The sequence below is a fragment of the Larkinella ripae genome (assembly GCF_054780775.1).
On record NZ_BAAGVR010000022.1, the window covers coordinates 872038 to 894134 of the forward strand.

At 54.9% G+C, this 22097-nt stretch carries 15 protein-coding genes; 6 read left to right on the plus strand and 9 right to left on the minus strand.

The features are described from left to right. Positions 1–192: 192 nt before the first annotated feature. On the minus strand, positions 193–651 hold the full coding sequence (locus ACYVHX_RS16570) for a hypothetical protein (protein ID WP_460672778.1): 459 nt from the start codon (positions 649–651) through the stop codon (positions 193–195). 152 nt (positions 652–803) lie between these two features. On the opposite strand from ACYVHX_RS16570, the gene ACYVHX_RS16575 reads away from it, so the two are divergent. Beyond that, a complete protein-coding gene (locus tag ACYVHX_RS16575; RefSeq protein WP_460672779.1) occupies positions 804–2390 on the plus strand; it encodes an N-acyl-D-amino-acid deacylase family protein in 1587 nt (528 codons plus the stop codon). Positions 2391–2554: 164 nt separating this feature from the next. Here ACYVHX_RS16575 and ACYVHX_RS16580 read toward each other — a convergent pair whose 3' ends face one another. Next, positions 2555–3082 carry a hypothetical protein gene (locus ACYVHX_RS16580; protein ID WP_460672780.1) on the minus strand — a complete coding sequence of 176 codons (528 nt, stop codon included), beginning with the start codon at positions 3080–3082 and terminating at the stop codon, positions 2555–2557. A gap of 530 nt (positions 3083–3612) precedes the next feature. Between ACYVHX_RS16580 and ACYVHX_RS16585 the strand changes: the two genes are divergently transcribed. Next, on the plus strand, positions 3613–3759 hold the full coding sequence (locus tag ACYVHX_RS16585; RefSeq protein ID WP_460672781.1) for a hypothetical protein: 147 nt from the start codon (positions 3613–3615) through the stop codon (positions 3757–3759). Positions 3760–3793: 34 nt separating this feature from the next. Here ACYVHX_RS16585 and ACYVHX_RS16590 read toward each other — a convergent pair whose 3' ends face one another. The 7 genes from ACYVHX_RS16590 to ACYVHX_RS16620 all read right to left on the minus strand — a co-directional run bounded on the left by ACYVHX_RS16590 (position 3794) and on the right by ACYVHX_RS16620 (position 15084). Continuing rightward, positions 3794–4231 carry a WapI family immunity protein gene (locus ACYVHX_RS16590; RefSeq protein WP_460672782.1) on the minus strand — a complete coding sequence of 146 codons (438 nt, stop codon included), beginning with the start codon at positions 4229–4231 and terminating at the stop codon, positions 3794–3796. Between the two features lie 32 nt (positions 4232–4263). Further along, positions 4264–4632 (minus strand): DUF2695 domain-containing protein, encoded by a 369-nt coding sequence (locus ACYVHX_RS16595; protein WP_460672783.1) that lies wholly within the window; start codon positions 4630–4632, stop codon positions 4264–4266. Positions 4633–4804: 172 nt separating this feature from the next. Further along, positions 4805–6253: a DUF1501 domain-containing protein gene (locus tag ACYVHX_RS16600; protein WP_460672784.1), complete on the minus strand. Its 1449-nt coding sequence runs from the start codon at positions 6251–6253 to the stop codon at positions 4805–4807. Positions 6254–6391: 138 nt separating this feature from the next. After that, positions 6392–9586 carry a DUF1553 domain-containing protein gene (locus tag ACYVHX_RS16605; protein WP_460672785.1) on the minus strand — a complete coding sequence of 1065 codons (3195 nt, stop codon included), beginning with the start codon at positions 9584–9586 and terminating at the stop codon, positions 6392–6394. A gap of 251 nt (positions 9587–9837) precedes the next feature. Continuing rightward, on the minus strand, positions 9838–13374 hold the full coding sequence (locus ACYVHX_RS16610) for a SusC/RagA family TonB-linked outer membrane protein (protein ID WP_460672786.1): 3537 nt from the start codon (positions 13372–13374) through the stop codon (positions 9838–9840). A gap of 29 nt (positions 13375–13403) precedes the next feature. Next, a complete protein-coding gene (locus ACYVHX_RS16615) occupies positions 13404–14396 on the minus strand; it encodes a FecR family protein (protein WP_460672787.1) in 993 nt (330 codons plus the stop codon). Between the two features lie 7 nt (positions 14397–14403). Continuing rightward, entirely contained in the window at positions 14404–15084 is a 681-nt protein-coding gene (locus tag ACYVHX_RS16620; RefSeq protein ID WP_460672788.1) for an RNA polymerase sigma-70 factor, read from the minus strand. Positions 15085–15259: 175 nt separating this feature from the next. On the opposite strand from ACYVHX_RS16620, the gene ACYVHX_RS16625 reads away from it, so the two are divergent. The 4 genes from ACYVHX_RS16625 (at position 15260) to ACYVHX_RS16640 (ending at position 22060) form a co-directional block, all read left to right on the plus strand. Beyond that, on the plus strand, positions 15260–15670 hold the full coding sequence (locus tag ACYVHX_RS16625; protein ID WP_460672789.1) for a contact-dependent growth inhibition system immunity protein: 411 nt from the start codon (positions 15260–15262) through the stop codon (positions 15668–15670). Between the two features lie 39 nt (positions 15671–15709). Then, a complete protein-coding gene (locus ACYVHX_RS16630) occupies positions 15710–16777 on the plus strand; it encodes a twin-arginine translocation signal domain-containing protein (protein ID WP_460672790.1) in 1068 nt (355 codons plus the stop codon). 179 nt (positions 16778–16956) lie between these two features. Then, positions 16957–18483: a c-type cytochrome domain-containing protein gene (locus tag ACYVHX_RS16635; RefSeq protein WP_460672791.1), complete on the plus strand. Its 1527-nt coding sequence runs from the start codon at positions 16957–16959 to the stop codon at positions 18481–18483. A 115-nt stretch (positions 18484–18598) separates the two neighbouring features. Beyond that, the gene (locus ACYVHX_RS16640) at positions 18599–22060 is read left to right on the plus strand and encodes a DUF1553 domain-containing protein (RefSeq protein WP_460672792.1); all 3462 of its coding nucleotides are present in this window, start codon (positions 18599–18601) and stop codon (positions 22058–22060) included. Positions 22061–22097: the final 37 nt, after the last annotated feature.

A 22097-nucleotide genomic window follows, 5' to 3' on the forward strand; every position in this document is an offset into this window, starting at 1 on the left:
AAACAAAAAAGGATTGGTAATATTTTTTTGTTTAATTGTCTATAATAAGGACAGATTTAACCGGCTAATAGAGGTACTGAGGAATAGCAGCGTCACCTTTACCAAAAAAACCGGGTCAGATTACAGGATTTCCTGATGAATCCGACCCGGTTACAGGAACCAGCCTTTTAAAGAAAATAAGCAGAAACCGGGTCAGTTTTTGACCCGTTTGTATTTTTCAATAATTACCCGATCAATGCCGAGTTTTTCCAGCCGTTCAACGCCTTTCTGAACCAGCGTGTCACCCGCGATTTTAACCACAAATTCGAATTTGTGATTTTCCCAGGCCTTGTCAATAAAATAATCCAGATGTTCCGTATAAACGCTGTCGGCCAGGGTGTACCTTCCGCCACCCGCCGAGAACGGAAGGGCCGCCGACGTATCCTTGCCCGACCGCCCGTCGTGGTTTAAGAAAGCGAAATGGGTGTCATTGATGATCTTAATCATTTTCTGATTCGGATTGAAGGTCGAGAAGGTGGAGTCTTTCTCGGTTGCTGTCGCCGAAACCAATTCCCAGGTCCCGATGAGCGGCAGCGATGACGGTTTTTCCGACTGACAACCCGTTAAGACAGCACCAAGGCCAATTAAAAAAGAGACAAATGTGAATTTCATAGAGATCGTGGTATAAGGGTGCGCAGAGGTGATCCGTAAAATTAGGATAAGTCTGCTTTCTACGAGCAGCTTCCACTGGCAAATGCGGTTTTTGTTCGTTAAGTTAGTGTTTGACGAACGTTTCCGACGGAGAATTCTACCGTACTTTATTCATGAAATACATATTCTACTTTTTCTTCATCAGTACCTTCGGATTCGGCCAATCGTACGATCTGGTGATTAAGAACGGTCGCGTTGTCGACGGCACCGGCAATCCGTGGTATTACGCCGACGTGGCGATTCAGAACGGGAAAGTCGTACGAATCGGCCCCATTCCGGCCCCGAACGCGAAAACCGTCATCGACGCCAAAAACCAGATTGTGGCCCCCGGTTTCATTGACGTGCATACGCACATTGAAGGTAGTTTGCAGGACCGCCCCGGCGCCGAGAATTTTCTCTACGACGGCGTCACCACCCTGGTGACCGGCAACTGCGGCAGTTCGGCCACCAACCTACGGCTTTTCTACGATTCGTTGCGCATTACCGGTTTTTCGCCCAATGTGGCCTCGATGATCGGCCACAATACCGTCCGGCTGAAAGTGATGAAAATGGCCTTTCGCGAGCCCACGGCCAAAGAACAGATGGAGATGGAAGCGCTGGTGGAACAGGCGATGAAAGACGGCGCGGTCGGAATTTCGACCGGTTTGATCTACACCCCCGGCACCTACGCCCGCACGCCCGAACTAGTAAATCTGGCGAAAATGGCCTCGCGCTACGGCGGGGTGTACGCATCGCACATGCGCAACGAAGGCCAGGACGTGAAAAAAGCCATTCAGGAAGCGATTCAGATTGGCCGCGAAGCCCGGATTCCGGTCGAAATTTCGCATTTTAAAGTCGCCAGCAAACCGCTCTGGGGGTCGAGCGTCGAAACCGTGGCGATGGTGGAAGCCGCCCGGCGCGAAGGGCTTGATGTAACCGTCGATCAATATCCGTATACGGCATCGAGCACCTCCCTTTCCAGCATTGTGCCCGCCTGGGCGCTGGCCGACGGCGATTCGGCCACGCTGGTTCGTTTTCGCGATCCGGCCACCCGCACCAGGATTCGGAAAGAAATGCTGGACGGTTTAAAGAAAAACGACCGCAAAAACTACGACTACGCCGTCGTGGCCAGCTACCCCGCCGACACCACCTTTAACGGGTTGAGCATCAGCAAAATCAACCAGAAAATGGGCCGCAAAAACAACGCCGAAACCGAAGCGGATCTGGTGCTGGACCTGATGGACAAGGCCACCATGAAACGCATTCAGATGGTCTACCACACCATGTCGGAAGAGGACGTGGCCACGATCATGCGCTACCCGAACACGATGGTGGCGTCGGATGCGGGCGTCGCCCGGTTTCAGTCGGGAATGCCGCACCCGCGCGGCTACGGCACCAACGCCCGCGTGCTGGGTCGCTACGTCCGGGAGAAAAAAGTGATTCCGGTGGAGGAAGCCGTCCGGCGGATGTCGTCCTTGCCCGCCCAACGGTTCAAACTCGATGATCGCGGGATTCTGAAACCCGGTTTTGCCGCCGACCTCGTTATTTTCGACGAAAAAACCGTCTCCGACCAATCCACCTACGATGCGCCCCACGCCTACTCGACCGGTTTTTCCTACGTGCTGGTCAACGGGGTCCCGGTCATCGAAAACGGCAAACACAACGGCCGGCGGCCGGGGCAGGTGCTGACGGGGAAAGGGTTTGTGGGGAAGACCGAGTGATTTTTGGGACGTGGTTTACGGCTTTTACCATCAAAGCGCTCCTGCTTGGCTCTGTCTTCGAAACGGGAGGTTTGAATTCCTAAATTTCAGTAATGCCTTGCATTGCCAAATGCTTTCATTCTGCCCGGCAACGGTATTTCTTCATCAGAAGACTACACCGTACGTTAGTCCGTCACAACCATTTCGCCACTGTCATTGAAAACAGAATGCCAGCGTTCTCCATAAATTGAATGGTAATAGATGTAACTTTTGATCTTGGGTAGTTCCTTGCTGAAAAGGACGTTGTCACTGGAATCATTGACCATTACCCAGGTCAGTACTTGCCCCTGCGGAATGACCAGCCCCCGCCTGAGTTCGGTGTGGCTCCAACCGATCCCAAATTCGCCCCGGTCCAGTTTCTTGGATAGGGTACTAATAACCTGAGTAGGTAGTGAGTAAGCTTTGTTCTCATAGACTACGCGAACACTGTCAATGATGGCGGGCCCAATGCCATAATTAGCAACCATTAAATTGGATCGCTGGCTTTCATCCATATACCGGTAAGTAATCAGGTAGGGCCAAACGGAGTTAAGTTGCTGTTCCCGAGAGAGTTTGGTTTGATAAACCGCCACAATTAAGGCGCACACACTGGTCACAGTTGCCGCCAGCGCAAGAATGGTTTCGGTACTAACTCGTTTTTTACGAACGGGCATGTTGTAGACAGGTCCTGATGGATGATCAAATGGAGGGGTTCAAATTGCCAAATATAATATTGTTATCCTTAGTTGCCCATTAAACCGTCAGCGGTTTATGAAAGGCCGGTTTTACTTATTAAAACCAATTACTTCCTTTCGACGTATACAAGAAACGTTACAGGTGAAAATCGGGTTATGTAATAAATCAGTATCCTTATGCAACCGAAAGCAATTCAATCCCACCTCAAGGAATTAGAAAGGGTAGTGTCCGAAGGCTTCCGGTTGAGGCATCATCCCATCCTGAAGTTTCATCCATCCATTATCAAGGATTCGATCATTCTGATTCGTATGCTGCGCAAGCTAAATCACACCTAAAACGCGCATCTGGAAAGTGGAGGGCGGTTGAACAATTTGTTTATCAAGGCGTTGATCGTATAGTGATGGCCGTACCTGTAACGGTCATCCGATTTTCATCCGTTTACACTGAGTTTCTTTTCCGCTCCTGTGGTTTAAGCCGTCGGCCGAGTTGCTCCCTAAATTCGACCGTTATGCGCATTCCATTTGAAGAGTTGATTGCCCCGGGGGAAAAATTTGCGAAGGATAGCCTGATGATTCGTGCTCTCATGAAGGCCTTGCTCTCACGCATCGATGAAATCTCACAGGAGCTAGCCCTGCTTAAAAAAAGTGTCAAATGATTCGGCGGTTTTCCTGGCTGGATTCCAATAGGTTTCAAGGAATTTTTCCGGTATTGCCGCCATACGTGTTGACAATATTCTTGAGACTTGCTAATGTTTCAGGCAGGTAACTTTGATCGCTTACCAATTCAAATACGGATAAATTATTTTCTGAAAGATATGGTGAGAATTCGCCGTTTACCAAGAGGTGGCCAGTATCATCAAAACGAACTGTAAACAACAAAATGCTTTCATGGAAGAGCGTCGCTTTACCGCTAACGGATACATAAGTACTGCTTAAGTCGTTGTAGAAATTAAAAATTTCACCCGTTGAAAGCCAAATATCACCTTCTACGGCATAGGTTCCACTTCTAAAGGAGAGCTTACTTTTTGTCTCGTAACCACCCCAATGGCATGTACGATTTGGGTAGCCAAATACTTCCTCAATTTCTATTTTAATAAACCCATGCTTTCCTTCGATTGAAAAATTCATTTAGTGTATAAATGCTTTTACGATAACCCGTATCAAACAATTCCCTCAAACTCATCTTCAACGTTCGCCAATACCTCACAATCACAGCAACCCCCATATTTGCTTAGCCAAGCCTTTACCTGGTCCATGGGTAAACCTCGTTCCTTGAGGAAGGCTTCGGTTAAACTGAGTGAATCGTCACAGTCATCCTTTTGCAGCTTATCATCCAAGTAATCAAAGAGGCTTTTCAGGTCGGCTGTCGAAATAGGCATTCCGGCCACGTTGGATTCTTTCTCTTGACGCTTAAAGTTTTGTACAAGCTTCTTACGGTTCTGTTTTCCTTCCTTTAAACTCATTCTTGGTGTTGTATAATCAAATATTATACTGCCCAGGTTGCAAAAGCCGTCAGGATCCTGACTCATCCGGAAGCGCAGTCGATAAGGTCAATTAAACAACTCTGTAATCGGCTCTGGAATTCCGGATTGTCAACCCAGTCGATCGGTCAAGATACGTAAAACCGCTATTCTTTGACCGGGATTGTCCACCCGCTTCAAAGTCTGCAGGAGCAGGACCAATACCAGGTAAGGGGCTCTCTCAGGCCAGAATCCCCTTCACCAGTTTTCCTTCCACATCGGTCAGCCGGAACCGGCGGCCCTGAAATTCGTACGTTAGTTTTTCGTGGTCGATGCCGAGCAAATGCAGCAAGGTCGCCTGGAAATCGTGGACGTGCACCGGATTCCGGGCGATGTTATAACCAAACTCATCCGTTTCGCCGTACGTAATGCCCGGTTTGATGCCGCCCCCGGCCATCCACATCGTGAAGCAGCGCGGGTGGTGATCGCGGCCGTAATTGTCTTTGGTCAGCTTGCCCTGCGAGTAATTGGTGCGCCCAAATTCCCCACCCCAGATCACCAGCGTGTCGTCCAGCAAACCGCGCTGTTTGAGGTCCTGCACCAGAGCCGCCGACGCCTGATCGGTGGCCTTACACTGCTTAGGCAAGCCTTTGGGCAGGTTGCCGTGCAGGTCCCAGCCCTGATGATACAACTGCACAAATTTCACATCCCGTTCGAGTAACCGCCGGGCCATCAGGCAATTGGCCGCGTACGTTCCCGGATTGCGGGCTTCCTCACCGTACAGGTCAAACACCCAGTCCGGTTCATCCGATAAATCATTGACTTCCGGCACCGACGTCTGCATCCGGTAGGCCATCTCATACTGCGCAATGTGGTTCGACACTTCGGGGTCGCCGTATAGCTCCTCCTGCACCTGATTCAGGTCTTTCAGCGCATCGAGCATCGACCGCCGATCCGCCGAACTGTATCCGCTGGGATTGTTCAGGTACAAAACCGGGTCGTTGCCGGAGCGAAACTGCACGCCCTGGTGCTTGGACGGCAAAAAACCGTTGCCCCATAAACGGGCATACAGGGGCTGATCCTGCGGGGCATCTTTCGACACCATCACGATGAAAGCGGGCAGATTTTCGTTGGCCGAGCCCAGTCCGTAACTCACCCACGAACCAATGCTGGGCCGTCCGGCCAGCTGATTGCCGGTCTGAAAAAACGTCAGGGCCGGGTCGTGGTTGATCTGCTCCGTAAACATGGATTTGATGAAACACAGATCGTCGGCCACTTTTCCGGTATAAGGCACCAGCTCACTGGCCCACGCGCCACTTTTGCCGTACTGCCGGAATTGGTACGGCGAACTCACCAGCGGCAGGGCCGATTGCTGGGCGCTCATGCTCGTCAGCCGCTGGCCTTTCCGAACGGACTCGGGCAGGTCCTGGCCGTGCATTTTCGCCAGATACGGTTTATAATCAAACATTTCCAGCTGCGATGGTCCTCCGCTCTGAAACAGGTACACCACCCGCTTGGCCTTTGGAGCGCGGTGCGGCACGGTTTCAATTCGCTCCGCCGGACTGGAGAAAAGACCGGACGAAGGCAGGAGCGAACCCAGCGCCAGCGTGCCCAGGCCCCACGAAGCTTTATTCAGAAAAGACCGCCGGTTAAACGTATCCGCCAGACTTTGTGCCAGTTTGTCTTTCATAATTTTACCGGTATACGGTTTTCAGTTTTCGGTATACGGTTTTCGTCAGATTGACCCGTCTTTTAAGTTCATTGATCATTCTTAACGCGCGTCAGCCACCGTAAACTGAAAACCGTATACCGAAAACCGTAAACTATTTTAATGTTTCGTAATAAACGCTTCCGAGTTCATAACCGTACTGGCCACGACCGCGCCAGCCGCCAGGGCGGGCATCTCGTCGGTTTTTGTCAGTTTGTATTCACCGGCCTGCAACCAACCCTGCATTTTGGCGGGATTCTGCCGGAATTTCCGGTATTCCTGTTCGTATAAGCTCGTCAGAATCGCCAGTTCCTTCGCCACCGGTTTTCGGCTCGTCAGCAAGCGGAACACCTGCGTCAGTCGGTCGGGCAGGGCCGTATACCGTTCAAACGAGCGGGCGGCCACAACTTTGGCGGCTTCGACAAACTGCGGATCGTTGAGCAGCACCAGCGCCTGCAAGGGCGTGCTGGTTTTTTGCCGCTGCACCACGCAGTAACTCCGCGAGGGCGCATCGAAGGTGTTCATCGACGGGGGCGGATTGGTCCGGCGCCAGAACGTGTACAAACTCCGGCGGTAGAGTTTTTCGCCGGTATCCTGTTCGTAGGTCGTGTTATTGACCGCCCACAAGCCCTCCGGCTGATACGGTTTTACGCTTTCACCCCCCAGCCGCCCCGATAGCAAGCCACTGGACGACAAGGCGTTATCGCGGATCATTTCCGCCGTCAACCGGTACAAGGGTCCGCGGGCCAGCCAGGTATTTTCGGGGTCTTTTTTCAATAGGTCCGGTTTTCCGCGCGACGATTGGCGGTAGGTGGCCGACAGCACGATCAGCTTTTGCAGGGCCTTCACATTCCAGGGAGACGTTCCCCCGGCACCGGTTCTAAACTGCACCGCCAGCCAGTCGAGCAGTTCGGGGTGCGTGGGCAGGTTGCCCTGGTTCCCGAAATTGTTCGCGGATTTGACCAGCCCCGTTCCGAAGTAGGTTTGCCAGTACCGGTTGACGACGACCCGGGCCGTTAAAGGGTTGTCGGGATGCAGCAGCCAGTTCGCCAGCCCCAGGCGGTTTCGGGGGTATTCTTTCGGAAAGGGCAACACGCTGGCGGGGACATCGGGCTGAACCCGCTCGCCGGGTGCATCGTATACCCCGCGTTTGAGCAGGTGCGTGGTCCGGGGCGTTTTCATTTCTTCCATCACCATGACTTCCGGCACTTCTTCCACCACCCGGTTTCGTTCCGCCCTTATCTTCTGCAATTCGTCGCGCTGTTGCTGGTACGATGCCGAAACCGTACTCAGGTAATAATCCGGGCTGGGCGTCAGTTGCTGCCCGGATTGGGCCAGCGCCAGCACTTCCGGGGCCGTCAGGGCGCGGTTATACACCACCAGATCGTCGAACAAGCCTTTTTTGAAACCCGGCCCGCGCATATCGGCGCCCACCATCAACCCGGTTTGTTTGCCTTTAAAGAGAATGTCTTTGTACAGATTATCCTTTTCGGTCACCAGCGCAGCCTCCTTGCCGTCCACAAACAACCGCAACCCGTTGGCTTTGCTGGACCCGTCGTAGGTCATGGTCAGTTGCAGCCATTTTTCTTTGGGCAGCACCTGCTTTCCGATCCGGATGATGTTGTTATACGGCCAGGTGTGCGCCATCAGCAGTTCCGCCTTGCCGTCGCGCAGGTTCAGGAAATAGCCCCGGAAATTGTACAGAATATCGCCGTTGCCTTTGTGGACCAGCGCGGCTTTGTTCACCTCTTTCGGAATATGGACCCACACGCCGATGGTAAACGGTTGCGAGCGGTTAAAAATCCCGACCTCGCCCAGCGTCAGAATGTCGTCGCCGTTGGACTGAAACGCGTTTCCGCGCTTGCCGGGCACCAAAACCGGGTCGAGCACCCGGCCGCTGTCTTTCCGGCTTACTTCATTCACAAATTTGCCATTGGCCAGCTTGTCAAACGTGAAATGCGCCTGCAACCCCTTCCGGTAATCAAATGAAAGGGTCGTGCCGGTTTTGGCCTGCCACTGCGCAAAGGCCGGTTGTTCCTGCTGAACCGTTTGATTCAGGGCGGTTTCGGCGGTTTTGATTCTGGCGTCTAAAAACCGCAGCAAACTATCGTGTTTGGGCTGGGTCAGCAGCATGGTCGGCACCGGCATGGCGTCGTCCCAGGAGATCTGTCCGGCTTCGTCCACGTTGTTGAAAAACGCGAACAGGCTGTAATAATCCTTTTGCGAAATCGGGTCGAATTTATGATCGTGGCAGCGGGCACATTCCATCGTCATCCCCATCAGCGCCGTTCCGACGGTATTGGCGCGGTCGGCGACGTACTCAACCCGGAATTCTTCGTTGATAATCCCGCCCTCCATGTTCTGCGAATGGTTGCGGTTGAAGCCCGTCGCCAGCCGTTGTTCGCGCGTGGCATTCGGCAGCAGGTCGCCCGCCAACTGCCAGGTAATGAACTGGTTGAACGGCTGGTTTTGATTGAATGACTTGATCACCCAATCGCGCCAGGGCCACATGGGGCGGTAGCGATCGACGGTATAGCCGTGCGTGTCGGCGTAGCGCGAAACGTCCAGCCAGTCGACGGCCATTTTTTCGCCGTAATGGGGCGATTTCAGCAGGCGGTCCACTATTTTCTCGTAAGCATTTGGGGAAGAATCAGCCAGAAAAGCCTCTTCTTCTTCCACCGTCGGCGGCAAACCCGTCAGGTCGAGCGTTACCCGTCGGAGCAGGTTCTCTTTATCGGCTTCGGGCGAGGGGGTCAGGCCCTTTTCTTCCATTTTGCCCAGCACAAAATAGTCGATTGGATTTTTGGGCCAGTTCGCATTTTTCACGGTCGGCAAAGCCGGTTTTTCCGGTTTGATCAGCGCCCAGTGCGGTTTGTATTCCGCGCCCTGCTCGATCCATTTCAGAAGCACGGCTTTTTCGTAGTTCGTCAACACCCGGTTTGAGGACTTGGGCGGCATCATTTCGTCCTCGTCCTTCGTGATGAGCCGGTAATAAACTTCGCTTTCGGCCAGATCGCCGGGCACGATGGCGTGTTTCTTATTCTTAGCTTTTTTCAGAGCCGCCATCGCCCCTTCGCGGGTTGCCAGTTCCAGCCCGCCCTTCTGACTGGCTTTGTCGGGACCGTGGCAGAAAAAGCATTTATCCGACAAAATCGGCTTTACGTGCAGGTTATAGTCTACCTGATCGGGAAGCTGGTCGGCCAACTGCTCGATTTCAGCCGGTTTTTCCACATTTCCACAGCCCTGAATCAGCAGGCTGAATCCTACCAAAACCGGTATCAACACCCCAATACGGCTCGTTCTTATCACCTTCATGCTTACCATCGACAAAGATTACGCGATTTACGTGCCAGCGGTTCCTGATGTTGTAGCTAGTCAGCCTGGTCGTCCAGGCCTTCCGATGCGCATTCAGTCCATTTACGGTGCGTACCGAAAGGCCTATTGAGACGCCGGGAAATCTATTTTTCTACCCTCATTTTGACCTGTTGGGACGCAAAACCGCCTTTCTCAATTTGTGTTATTCCCGAAATTTACAAGAATTTATTCATAGTTCCTCCCGTAATTGCTTATAATCCAATCTGCAAGCCGAACATATAGGTTGTCGGTTTCGGGTAGTTGTGCCAGATCATCCCCTGCGAGAAGGCGCTGTTGCCATCGCCCTGGTTCGTCGGCGTCACTTCCGGGTCACCGATGATTTTGTCTTTGACCAGCAGGAAAAAATTCTGCACGGTTGCGTACGCCCGCAGCCGGTTCAGCTTCAATTTATTCGTCACAACGCCCGGGAACGTGTAGCCGAACAGCAGGTTGCGGCCCCGCAGAAACGAGCCATCCTTGATCCAGTAGCTGTCCACGTTCAGGACGTAACCGGCCCGGGTTTCGCGAATCTCCGCAATCGGACTGTTCTGGTTCTGCGGAGTCCAGGCGTTCAGCACGGAAGTGTAGCTGTTGGCCAGCGCCTGCCGGTCCTCGCTGGTCGAAATATTAAGATCCATCACGTCGTTGCCGTACGAGAACTGCAATTCCAGCGTCAGATCGAAGTTCTTGTACCGGAAGGTGTTCGTAAACGCCCCCCAGGCTTTCGGGCTGCCGTTGCCAATGATGCTGCGGTCGGCGTCGGTAATGGCATGATCGCCGTTCACATCCAGGTACTTGATGTCCCCCGGCAGAATCGTCAACCCGTTCCGGTAGCTCACAAACCGGGCGGCTTCTTCGCGCTCGGCTTCGCTCCAGACGCCCAGCCGGGTCAGGCCCCAGAACGACCCCACCGGCTCGCCAATCCGGATGATGTTGGTCGGGTTGGTGAAGTTCGGACCACCGACGTTGAAAATGTCCGACGGGGTTGCCAGCGCCAGTACCTTGTTGCGGTTGAACGAAACATTCAGGGTGCTGTTCCACTGAAAACCGCCCGCGTCGATGTTGACCGTGTTCAGACCAAACTCGAAGCCTTTATTTTCCATCGAACCCACGTTCCGGCGGATCGTGGCGTAACCGCTCGTGCGCGGAACCGGCGCATCCAGCAGCATGTCGGTGGTTTTGCGGTAATAGTAGTCGGCTTCCAGGTTGATGCGGCCCTTCAACAAACCAATTTCAACCCCCACGTCCGTCTGGGCGGTTTTTTCCCAGCGCAAATCCGGGTTAGCCAGCCGGCTGATGCCCGTTCCCGACACCCGCGAATCGCCAAAGATGGTTGCGTAGGTCGAACTCAGCAGCGACAGCGACGAATACGGCGGAATTTCGGAGTTGCCCGTCAAGCCGAAGCTGGTCCGCACTTTCAGGTTGGAAATGATCGAGTTGCCTTTCAGGAACTCTTCTTCCGAGGCCCGCCAGGCCAGAGCCGCCGAGGGAAAGAACGCGAATTTGTTGCTGGACCCAAATTTCGACGAGCCATCGGCCCGGCCCGTAAACGTCAGTAAATATTTTTCCAGCAGGCTGTAGTTGATCCGCCCAAAGTAGGAGTTGAACGAAAACCGGGAAGCCCCCGAGCCCACCCCCGGATTGGTCGCCCCGGCGCCCAGGTTGTTGAAGCCAAAGTAATCCGTTGCAAAATTGCTGACGCTGGCGCTCATGCTGAACAGGTTGGTTTCCTGCCACGAAATCCCCAACAGGGCGTTGATCGAATGTTTGTCGTTGATCTGCTTGTTGTAGGTCAGGTAGTTTTCAAACGACCAGAACGTTTCCTTCCGGTTGGTGGACGACGCGTTGCCGTTTCCGCCGATGTTCAGCGTCCGGGTCACCGAATAATTATTTTCCTGGGTTTGCACATTCGTGCCCAGGATGGTGCGCATTTCCAGTCCTTTCCCAAAACTGATGTTGGAGTAGAGGCTGCCCAGCGTGGTTTGCGTGTTCAGAATGTACTTCGTTCCCATCAGCCGGTGGTACGAGCTCATCGTTCCTTCGGCGTAGGGGAAATCGCGGTTGTTGGCGTAGGTGCCGTCTTCGTATTGCACCGGCAGAAACGGAAAATCCTCCACGATTTGGCGGGCCACGGCGTCGTTGATGTCCACCAGATTCTCCGACTGGTTGTTGTAACTCAGCGTTCCGCCAATTTTCAGCCACGGTTTTACCTGATCGTCGATGGTAAACCGGCCCGAATACCGCTTCATGTAGGACGTCTTGAGCAGGCCCTGATCATCGCGGTAGCCCAGCGAAATCGAATACTGCGTGCGGTCGTTGCCGCCACTAAAACCGAGCTGGTGGTTTTGCGACAGCTTATTCTGGGTGGTTTCCCGGAACCAGTCCGTGTCGTATTTGGGGCTGCCGTCGGAGTTCCACACGCGGGGGTCGATCCGGCGCAGTTTGGGGTTCAGATACGCCCACTTGCCAGCCGCCCAGCCCGCCGGATCATACTTTTCCATGTTGGCCCAGGCCAGGTCTTCCACGGCCATGTATTGCCGCGCATTCAGGACTTTGGGCGGATTGGGCCCAATGGCGTTGACGCTGAAATCGACATTGTAGGTCAGCGACCCTTCGCCGGATTTGCCTTTTCGGGTCGTTACCAGAATCACCCCGTTCGCACCGCGGGCCCCGTAGATAGCCGTCGAGGAAGCATCTTTCAGGACTTCCACCGATACGATGTCGTTGGGGTTGATGTAGTCGATGGCCGAGCTGAACTGATTCTGTCCACCCTGCGGAAGCATCACCCCGTCGACCACATACAGCGGGTTGTTCGAGGAGTTGATGGAGCTGAACCCGCGCACCCGGATGGTGGTCCGGCCGCCGGGGCGACCCGAGTTGGTGTTCACCTGCACCCCCGGCATCCGGCCCGACAACGCCTGGGTGAGCGAAGCCGTGGGCCGTTCTTTCAGTTCGGCTTCTTTCACCGTGCCGACGGCGCCGGTCAGGTCGCTCTTGCGGGCGGTTCCGTAGCCGATCACCACGATTTCCTCGAGCACCTTGTCATCCGGTTTCAGCAACACGTTGATCGTTGTCGCGGCACTGACGGTTTTTTCCTGCGACAGGTACCCCACAAAACTAAAGACCAGCACGGCCCCACTGCCGCTTTCCGGCACCGACAGCGTGTAGTTGCCGTCGGGGTTGGTGACGGTCCCGCGCTGGGTTCCCCTGATAACGACGCTCACCCCCGGCAGGCCTTCGCCGTTTTCGCCCGTTACTTTTCCGCTCACCGTAAAGTCGGCCAGGGTTATCACCGGCAGGGCGGGCGAAAAAACCGGGCTGTTCACGGCCGTCGGCTCCCGGAGCGGAGGAACGTTGACCGGTTCCGGCCCGACCGGCGACGCAGCCGTTGTCCGGGCCGGGTTTTTAACGATGTAATACGCCTGATTCCCGATCTTTTTAAACATCAGATCGTAGGGTTTCAGCAGGGTTTCAAGCTGTTTTTCCAGCTTACCGGAGCGGAACCGAGCGCCCGCCGGAACAACGATGCCGCTGACGGTCGTTTCCTCGAACAAAATGCTGACCTGGTGCTCCCGGCTTAACTCCGTCAGGATTTCCTTCATTTTCTGACCCGCCGACGGAACGGTCTGGGTCGGCATCAGCGGGCGGTTGGACTGCCGGGCCAGGACGATGGGCTGCGCCCGGGTCAGCTGGTGGCTCAACACCACCAGCGTGACCAGAACGGTTTTTTGTAAACACGTACGTACCATATTCAGGAATTAGTTAAGGGTTAGGAAGATCAGGGCACTTGCAATTCGATGCGGTGGTTTTTCTTCACCACGTTCAGGTTGAGTAATTCGGATAAAATCTGGAAGAGATCATCGGCCTGCTCGGCCCGGAAGTTGCCGGCAATCCGCCGTTGCGCCAGCCGGGCGTCGGCCACCACGACCTCGACGCCAAACCGCTCCCGCATCTGATCGGCCACGTCGGCCAGGGAGGTGTTATCGAAGTAAAACCAGTGGTCTTTCCAGCCCACATACTGGCGGACCGTGCCGGTCTGCGTGAGCCGGTAGTTGCCGGAGTTCGTGATTGTCACTACGTTGCCGGGGCGCATGTAAAGCTGCTGGCCCTGCGGCAGATCCAGTTTGACTTTCCCTTTGCTGAGAAAAACGCGCTTGCCTTTTTTGCGGGCGTACACCACAAATTCGGTGCCCAGGACTTCGACCTGAAACCGGTCGGCGGTCCGGACAATGAAGCGCTGGTTGGTTACCGTATGCGTCACTTTAAATTCGCCTTCCCCTTCCAGATACACTTCGCGGGTTTTATAACCGAACCCAAACCGGGGAACGCGCAGGGTGGAATTGGCATTCAGGGCCACCTGGGTTCCGTCCGCCAGTTGATGCACCGTGGTTTGCCCGAAAGCCGTCTGGTAGGTTTTGTACAAAAGTTGCGAACGGAAAAAATACGCGCCGGCCAGACTGACCAGCAGAAGGGAAGCCGCAATGCGCCAGTTCGGCCAGTGCCGGAAAAGGCCCGGTGACGAAACCGGTACGGTTTTCGGCGGAGAAACCGGCGGTTTTTGATTTTCCAGCACCCGTTGGTAAGCGACCAGCGCTTTCTCCGGATCCGGGGCAAACTGCGGGTGCTGGCTTTCCCATTCGTCCAGATACTGGTAATACGTTTCGAGATTGGCTTCGTCGGTTAGCCAATCTTCCAGGAATTTCCGTTGAAAAGCCGTGGCCTTTCCGTCGAAAAATTCAAATAAAATCCGTTTCAGCTGCGAGGGTTCCATAACAAGTTCAACATAGACCAGCCAGACAAGCCAGAACGCCCGGAAGCAGGCTGATAAACCATTCTCTTTTCAATTCCTGGCGTAATTTGTTCAGCGCCCTGATCATCAGCTTTTCGACGGCGCTGCCGCTGATCTGCATCTCCCGGGCAATTTCCGGGTACTTTTTTCCTTCGACCCGGCTCAGCAGAAACGCCCGTTTGCACTGCGGAGGCAAGCCCTGAATCGTTTCTTCGATTTTCTGGTGAAGCTCGCTGAAATGCAGCACCTCGTCGGGTTGCAGCACGGCCGATGCGCGCTGGCTGCCGAGCGACTCCAGTGGGTCGGCGGGGTGCAATTCCCACCGCAGGTAATTGTAGGCCCGGTTCCGAACCGTCTGGTAGAGATAAGCCCGGTAGGAGGTGGTGATTCGCTCAAAAAGGCGGTCCTGCCAGAACGCCGTGTACACCTCGGCCACCAGATCTTCGGCCACTTCCCGGGAATAGACAAACCGCACGGCGTGGTTGACCAGGTTGGCATAATACCGGCGGAACAAGAGCTCACACCCCTTTTGGGGTTCCTGCGCGAACAGTTGCCGAAAAATCAACTCGTCGTCCGTTACTTTTCCGGCGGGTTCAGCCGGGTAATTGGCCGGGAGCCGCGGCAAATTTTCTCCCTTTCTGTCGTCATCCCTGAACGGTCCCTGGTGCATGCAAACAATGGCCTAACTGCTAGTATTTAACATAGACAAGTTTGTATTTTATTACCTCACATCCGCGAAAAAATATTTTTTTCGGCAGCAGATCCGCCGAAGCGCCCGTATATTCGTCAGCCCATTTGCGGGCCGGCACCCGCAAAGACCGTACTTTTGGGGCAAAAAGAAGCTGATGATGCTGAGAACCGCGATGGCCGAAAACTGGCAAACCCAAACGCTCGAAACGCTGGAAGATCAATACTGGGAAGAACCGGAGTTTATGGATGGTCAGTTCCAGAAAATTCAGGCGCTGCGCCAAACGCCCCTGGACCAGTTCGGTACGGAAGACATCCGGCTGATGGTCGGGAACGCGCTCTCGCTTCCGTATCTGATTCCGCTGGCGGCTGAACGGCTAAATAAAAACCTGTTTGCCGAAGGAGATTACTACCCCGGCGATCTTTTACAGAGTGTTCTGAACGTCGATCTGAGTTTTTGGTTGACAAATCGCCCGCTTTGGCAGTATATTCACCAACTTATTATAAACAATTCGTTTGAACTGGAAGACCGGGGCATCAATACCGGGCGGTTTCTTGAATTGTCGTGATCCATCTAAATTCCAAAAACCCTATTTGTACGTAACCTTATGGCTTCTCAATCTGTAAACCGACGCACGTTCCTCGGCCAGGCCGCTGCCGCAACCGCCGTCGGATTAGTAATTCCCAATATCAACTTCGGAGCAAAACGCAGAGCCGACGAAATGGTGATCGGACACGGGGCGCACCGCTACCGCGTGGTGCCGAACTGGGGCGTTCTGGATGCGGGCAAAAATCCGGTCAACGACTGCCACGAGATGGTGGAAGATGCCAAAGGCCGGCTGATTCTGCTGACCAACGAAACCAAAAACAACATCATCATTTACGATAAATCCGGTAAACTGATCGAAACCTGGGGCAACAGCTACCCCGGTGGTCACGGCTTAACCCTGTCGAACGAAGGCGCGGAGCAGTTTCTGTTCATCTGCGATAACAACCGGCATCAGGTGATCAAAACCGACCTGAAAGGCAAAGTGCTGATGACGCTGGAGTATCCGAAAGAAACCGGCAAGTACACCTACCCCACGCAGTTCATCCCCACCGAAACCGCCATCAACCCCGCCAACGGCGATATTTACGTGGCCGATGGCTACGGCCTGAACTACATCACGCAGTACGACGCCAAGGGAAAATACATCCGGCACTGGGGCGGCAAAGGCTCCGAAAACGGTCAGTTCGACTGCTGCCACGGGATTCTGGTCGATACGCGCAACAAGGCCAACCCGACGCTGCTGATCACCGACCGGCGGCACAACTGCCTTAAACGGTTTACGCTCGATGGGAAGTATCTCTCGACCATCGCACTGCCCGGTTCGTACATCTGCCGCCCGGTTTTGCACGGCGACATGATTTACGGGGCGGTTTTCCGCAGCACGTCCGATGCCTACCCGAACTCCGGGTACATCCAGATTCTGGACAAAAACGACAAAGTGGTGTCGACGCCGGGCGGTTCGGCCCCGGTTTATAAAGACGGCAAGCTCGAAGAACAACGGAAAGACATGGCTTCTACGGCCTTTCTGCACCCGCACGATGTGCTGGTCGACGGCGACGAGAATGTGTACGTGCCGCAGTGGGCTTCCCAGAAAACGTATCCCGTGAAGCTTCAGCGGGTGGGTTGACCATCAGGCACGGGTTTTCTTTGCGTCTCCGGGTGGAATGAACCACCGCGTTGCGTCTAAAACCGTTCAGGCCGGGCCGAAGCGTTACCGTCCGGCCTGAATCAATATGCACACTGGTTGGGGCGAATGAGCAACCCCATCATCAAGACTAATCCTACTCCCCAGCCTTAATCGATTCAATGACTTCTTTTATTCTATTGCAGGCTACCGCTCCGCAACCTTCCGAGTGGGCGCTGTTTTTCGGACGGTTTCACCCGCTGATCGTCCATTTGCCGATTGGATTTCTGCTGATTGCCGGTTTGCTGGAACTCGACCGGGTGACGCGCCGGCAACGGGTCAGCTCCCACACGATTACGCTCATTTTGTTCTGGTCGGCGGTCAGCGCGACGATGGCCTGTGTGCTGGGCTACCTGCTGTCGCTGGGCGGTGGCTACGACGACGACACCCTGAACACCCACATGTGGGAAGGCATCGGCGTGGCGGTTTTTGCCTGGATTGCCTGGGCCGTTAAACACGAGCGGATCGGTCCGCGCATCCGCTGGGGCCAATTGCTGTATTTTCCGGCCTTGGGCATCGGCGTGCTGCTGCTGCTGGCGGCTGGTCACGAAGGCGGTTCGCTCACGCACGGTTCCGATTTTCTGACCCAATACACGCCCGAACCCTTCCGCTCGCTGGCGGGCATTCCGCCCCGCGAACAAACCGTGGAAGACATTCCGGTCATTACCGACGTCAATCAGGCGCTGGTGTACCAGCAAATTGTCAATCCGATTCTGAAAACCCGCTGCGTGCAGTGCCACAATCCCGAAAAGTCGAAAGGTGATCTGCGGCTCGATAAGCCCGAAATGATCAAAAAAGGCAGCGAAGACGGTCCCATTCTGGTCGTCGGAAAAGCCGACCAGAGCAAGCTGGTGAAAGTTTGCCTGCTGCCGGAAGAAGACGATAACCACATGCCGCCCAAGGGGAAACCGCAGCTGACCGAAAATCAGATTGCCCTGCTGTCGTGGTGGATCAACCAGGGTGCGCCTTTCGACAAAAAAGTGGCCGAACTGAACGTGACGGATCAGGTAAAACCGGCTCTGGCGTCGCTGGGCGCGGGCAGTGCAACGGGTGGACAAGCGGTTGCCGCCAGTGGCCCGGCCCCCGAATCGCCGGTGCTGACGATGAAACTCCCCGCGGCCGACCCGAAAGCCCTTGCCGACCTGAAAAAAACCGGGTTGCTGATTTTACCGCTGTCGAAAGAGCAGAACCAGCTGGAAGTAAGCGCCGTCAACGCCCGCACTTTCGGCGATGCGCAGGCTGCCGCCCTGCCAAAACTGAGCCAGCAGATTGTCTGGCTGAAACTGGGTGATACGGAAGTTTCCGACGCCACGCTGGCGCAGGTGGCGCAGTTGAAAAACCTGCAAAAACTGCATCTGGAACAAACGAAGGTCACCGACGCCGGTCTCAAAAACCTGAAAAACCTGCCGTATCTGGAATACCTGAACCTCTACGGCACCGCCATAACTGATGCGGGATTGAAAGAACTGGCCGGGCTGAAAAACCTGAAAACCGTCTACCTCTGGCAAACGAAAGTGACCGATGCGGGCGTGGCCGACTTGAAAAAAGCCATGCCCAACCTGGAAATCAACATGGGTCTGGGCGAAAGTTCAATCGCTCAGTTTACCAAAGCCGATTCGGCCGCGGCTGAACCCGAAAAAGCCAAATAACGGGCAGCAATGTCAAAATAGTACACTTTTTGGCATTCAAACTGGTTGATTTCTGCACTATTTTTATATAATTTTGTAGATTCATTGCACTTTTTTCTTAACTCCTTTTCCTCGTATGCGTCAATTTACCGACATACGATTTCAATCACTGCTCGTGAGCGCAGCTGCCGGTTTTTTTTCGGTGGCTGTCTGGAGCGCGTGTGGCCGCAGTGTTGAAAAACCGGCCGAGCTGGTTGCCCTGGAAAGCCAGCTGCCCGAAAAAGTTGATTACAACCTGCACATCAAGCCCATCCTGTCCGACCGCTGCTTTGCCTGCCACGGCCCGGATCAGGCCAAGCAAAAAGCCGGTTTGCGGCTGGATACGCCCGAGGGCGCTTACGAAGCGTTGGCAAAAAGTGGCCATACCGCCATCGTGCCCGGCAATCTGGCGAAGAGCGAAGCCTACCACCGCATTGTATCCAACGACCCGGACTACCGGATGCCGACGCCCGAATCGAACCTGATTCTGACGAATGAAGAGAAAGCGTTGCTGGTGCGCTGGATTGAGCAGGGCGCGGAATACAAACCGCACTGGTCCCTTATTTCGCCCACGCTGGCGGACGTTCCGAACGTGAAAAATGAGAAGTGGGTCAAAAACGAAATTGACCGCTTTGTTCTTAAAAAACTGGAAGAAAAAGGCCTGACGCCCAACGCCGAAGCCGACAAAGCGACCTTGCTGCGCCGGGTGACGCTGGATTTGACCGGTTTGCCGCCGACCGTTGAAGAAGTGGATGCCTTTCTGGCTGATACCTCGCCCAACGCCTACGAAAAGGTCGTGAATCGCTTGTTCCGCAGCCCGCATTATGGCGAACGCCAGGCCGCCGAATGGCTGGATGCGGCCCGCTACGCCGACACGCACGGGTATCAGGACGACGGCTTGCGGACGATGTGGCCCTACCGCAACTGGGTCATCACGGCCTACAACAAAAATCTGCGGTTCGATAAATTCATTTCCTGGCAACTGGCGGGCGATATGCTCCCGAATCCGACGCAAAACATGCTGCTGGCTACGGCCTTCAACCGCAACCACCAGCAGAGTCAGGAAGGGGGGATTGTGGACGAGGAATACCGGGTGGAATACGTCGCCGACCGCGTGAATACGTTCGGGAAAGCGATGCTGGGCATGACCGTCGAGTGCGCCCGCTGCCACGATCACAAATACGATCCGATCAGCCAGAAGGATTATTATTCGCTGTTTGCGTTTTTCAACAACAACAACGAGCGCGGCCAGATCCCGTACAACGGCGAACCGGCTCCGACGATCACGCTTACCTCCTCGGCGACCGAAGCACAACTAAAGTTTATCCGCGGAAAAATCAAACCGGTGCACCAGCGACTCAATCCGAATCGCCCGGAATACCAGCAGGCGTTTGGCCCGTGGCTGAGTCAGGCCGAGCGGACCCCGAAATCGTCGATTGACGAAGGGCTGGTGGCGCACTATACCTTTGATGAAGCCGACCGGCTGGATTTTAAAGCCTACGAACGGTCGGAAGAAAAGAAAATTAAGGACGCCGAGCGCAAAAAAGAATTCGAGGCCAAGAAGCAGGAGGACGAACGCCGGAAAAAGCTGGGTCTGCCGGAGCTGAAAAAACCGGTGGTTCCGAAAACCCGCGAAGAGCTGGAGAAAGACCCCCGCAACGCCTTCTGGAACCAGGTGAACGACACGCTCCCGGCGCGGCTGGCGGGCGATCCGGAAAGCCTGCCCTACCGGATCAAAGGCCGGGTGGGAATGGCGCGGTATCTGATCGGCGACAGCAACATTGAGTTGCCCCGGAAAGTCGGTTTTTTTGAGCAGAATGAGCCGTTTACGGTCAGCGCCTGGCTCAACGTCGCCAAACCGGGTACCGAAGGCATGTTGCTGGGTAAATCGAACGGGCCGTTTGACGGAAACCGGGGCTACGAACTTGAACTGCTGAAAGACGGCCGGTTTAAGGTGACGATGAACCACGTCTGGCCCGACAACAGCCTCGATCTGGAAACCGTCGGCAAGATCCGCTACAAACAATGGTTTCACCTGACGATGACCTACGACGGGTCGGGCCGGGCGGGTGGCATCAACCTGTATCTGGACGGAAAACCGGCGCCCCTGCGCGTGGTGACCGACCACCTGGTGCACAGCATCGACCGGGGCAAAAACGGCAAAAACTGGTCGGGTTCGCCGTTTCTCATTGGCCGCATCCACGACCACTACATCAAGGATTACGCCATCGACGAACTCCGGATATACAACCGCAGCCTGACCGCGCTGGAAATTCCGAAGCTGGCCGATCAGCCGGATGCGCTGACCACGGCTCTCTACACCCCGGCGGCCAAACGCACGGCGGCACAGCGGGCCGGTTTGTATACGTATTACGTCACCACGCACGATTCGACCTACCGCAAAGCCTTTAAAGAATTTCAGAACTTGCGGGAAGAAGAACTGGTGTTGAATAACAATTCCGATCAGGTGATGGTGATGAAGGAGCGGAAATTCCCCCGGAAAACCTACCTGCTGAAGCGGGGCGCATACGACGCGCCGGGCGAGGAAGTAAAACCGGCCACCCCGACCCAGTTCATGGCGTTCCCGGCGGAGTATCCGAAAAACCGGCTGGGACTCGCCAAATGGCTGCTCCACCCCGATAATTCGCTGTTCAGCCGCGTGATGGTCAACCGGTTCTGGCAACAGTATTTCGGCCAGGGTCTGGTCAAAAGCAGTGACGATTTCGGCAACCAGGGTAATCTGCCCTCGCATCCCGAATTGCTGGATTACCTGGCGGTTCGGTTCCGGGACGGTGCGGGCGCGTCGGGCATCTGGAACGCCAAAGCTCTGCAAAAACTGATCGTGATGTCGGCCACCTACCGCCAGTCATCGGCGGCCAATCCCCAAAAACTGGAAGCGGATCTGGATAACTCGCTGCTCTCGCGCGGACCCAGCTACCGGATGTCGGCCGAGCAGGTGCGGGATATCGCCCTGGCCGCCAGCGGTTTGATCTCCGAAAAAATTGGTGGTCCGAGCGTACATCCCTACCAGCCCGCCGGAATCTGGGAAGCGCTGGCCACCCGGAACGCGGTTAGTTACGTGCAGAACCACGGCGACAGCCTCTACCGCCGGAGCCTGTATACGGTTTGGAAACGCTCCTCACCCCCGCCGATGATGCTCAATTTCGACGCGTCGGAGCGGCACACCTGCATTGTCAAACGGCAAAAAACCTCGACGCCCCTGCAGGCGCTGGTGACGCTCAATGATCCGCAGTTTGTGGAAGCCGCCCGCGTGTTGGGACAAAAAGCCCTGGAGAAAGGGTTGCGGGATGAACAGCTCATTGGTTATGTGTTCAAAGCCGTGACGAGTCGCCCGGTTCGCCCGGCGGAAGTGAATTTGATGAAGCAGTTGTACGCGGAAGAACTGGCGGATTTCAGGAGCAATCCGAAACGGGTGACGGAACTGTTGGGCGTTGGTGAATACCCGGTCGATAAAACCCTGCCGGCTGCCGAACTAGCAGCCTGGACGGTGGTCACCAGCACCATCATGAACGTTGACGAAGCCATTATCAAACGGTAACATCTCCGCTCAACTCCGCGAAACAATTCAAAGCTAT